Genomic DNA, 1,423 nt, shown 5'->3' with positions numbered 1-1,423 from the left:
CATACAAATATTATTTCCTAAAAAACCCTAGTTAATCCAAAAATCTTTGGTAGTACATGTTTTGTTCGGGATGTTCGTCCAGGTCTCACCAAATTAGATCCAAAATCCTTAAAATGTGTGTTCTTGGAGTACTCTCGTCTTCAAAAGGGGTATCGATGTTATTGTCCTAGTCTCCAAAAATACGTTGTGTCTATTGATGTCACTTTTCTGGAACACATACCATACTTCACATCTGAGAAACCAACATCACCACCACCTGAGGATGACGACCTTCTAGTCTATTCGATTACATCACCAGAAGTCTCTACTCCTTTGAACTCACCTGTCGCTCCTTCTTTAGCACCTAACCCCATCATTGAAAACACCATTGAACATACTCCTAGTGTTGCATCACCTTCTCTTCCTCGACCACCCATCGTATACACTCGACGCCCTCGCCCGACACCTCACACACTCATCAATCCTCCAGAGACATGTCCTACACCGGGTCCCTCGTCATCAGATCCACTTCCAACCGATGACATTCCCATTGCATTACGCAAAGGTAAACGACAGTGTACCTATCCCATTTCATCTTATATCTCATATAATCTTTTAACATCTTCTTCACGTGCCTTTGTTTCATCCCTTGATTCCATCACAATCCCTAAAACTGTTCGTGAAGCCTTAGAACATCTAGGTTGGCAGAAAGCAATGATCGAGGAAATGAATGCCTTAGATGCCAATGGTACTTGGGAACTGGTTACTCTTCCTTCAGGGAAACGAGCAATTGGATGCAAATGGGTCTTCACGACCAAACTGAATCCAGATGGAACCCTTGCTCGACTAAAGGCCAGCTTAGTTGCCAAAGGTTTTGCCCAAACCTATGGTGTTGACTATTCTGATACCTTCTCTCCGGTGGCCAAGCTAACATATATTAGACTTTTCATCTCCTTGGCTGCCACCCATGATTGGCACCTCCACCAACTCGACATTAAGAACACGTTTCTACATGGGGACTTACATGAAGAGGTGTATATGGAGCAACCACCTGGTTTTGTTGCTCAGGGGGAGTATGGAAGAGTGTGTCGTCTACGAAAAGCGTTGTATGGGCTGAAACAAAGTCCTCGTGCTTGGTTTGGAAGGTTTAGCCAGGCCCTTGAACAGTTTGGGCTTCGAAAGAGCAAATCAGACCACTCTGTATTTTTCAAGAACACGAAAGAGGGTGTCATTCTCCTAGTTGTTTACGTTGACGACATAGTAATTACAGGAAGTGATACTACTGGCATTTCATCGCTCAAAACCTTCCTGCACACGCAGTTCCAAACGAAAGACTTGGGCACGCTAAAATACTTCTTGGGTGTTGAAGTATCGAGAAGCAAAAGAGGTATATACTTATCGCAAAGGAAGTATGTACTTGATTTGCTTTCTCAGACAGGAAAAT

Annotated in this window: 1 protein-coding gene and 1 pseudogene; both read left to right on the top strand. The window is 43.5% G+C overall.

All coding sequences use genetic code 11. The annotated features are described in order from the left end of the window. Positions 1–42 precede the first annotated feature (42 nt). Positions 43–225, top strand: a pseudogene (locus QQK25_RS24690) (hypothetical protein); the annotation flags it as partial. A gap of 468 nt (positions 226–693) precedes the next feature. Beyond that, positions 694–1,423 (top strand): reverse transcriptase domain-containing protein (locus QQK25_RS24685; RefSeq protein WP_284190035.1); only part of this gene is annotated, 730 nt, incomplete at its 3' end.

Source organism: Zoogloea oryzae (genome assembly GCF_030161255.1).
Taxonomy (GTDB): Bacteria; Pseudomonadota; Gammaproteobacteria; order Burkholderiales; family Rhodocyclaceae; genus Zoogloea; species Zoogloea oryzae.
The sequence above is the reverse complement of the archived record's forward strand: the minus strand, read 5'-3'. Positions and strand labels throughout refer to the sequence as shown.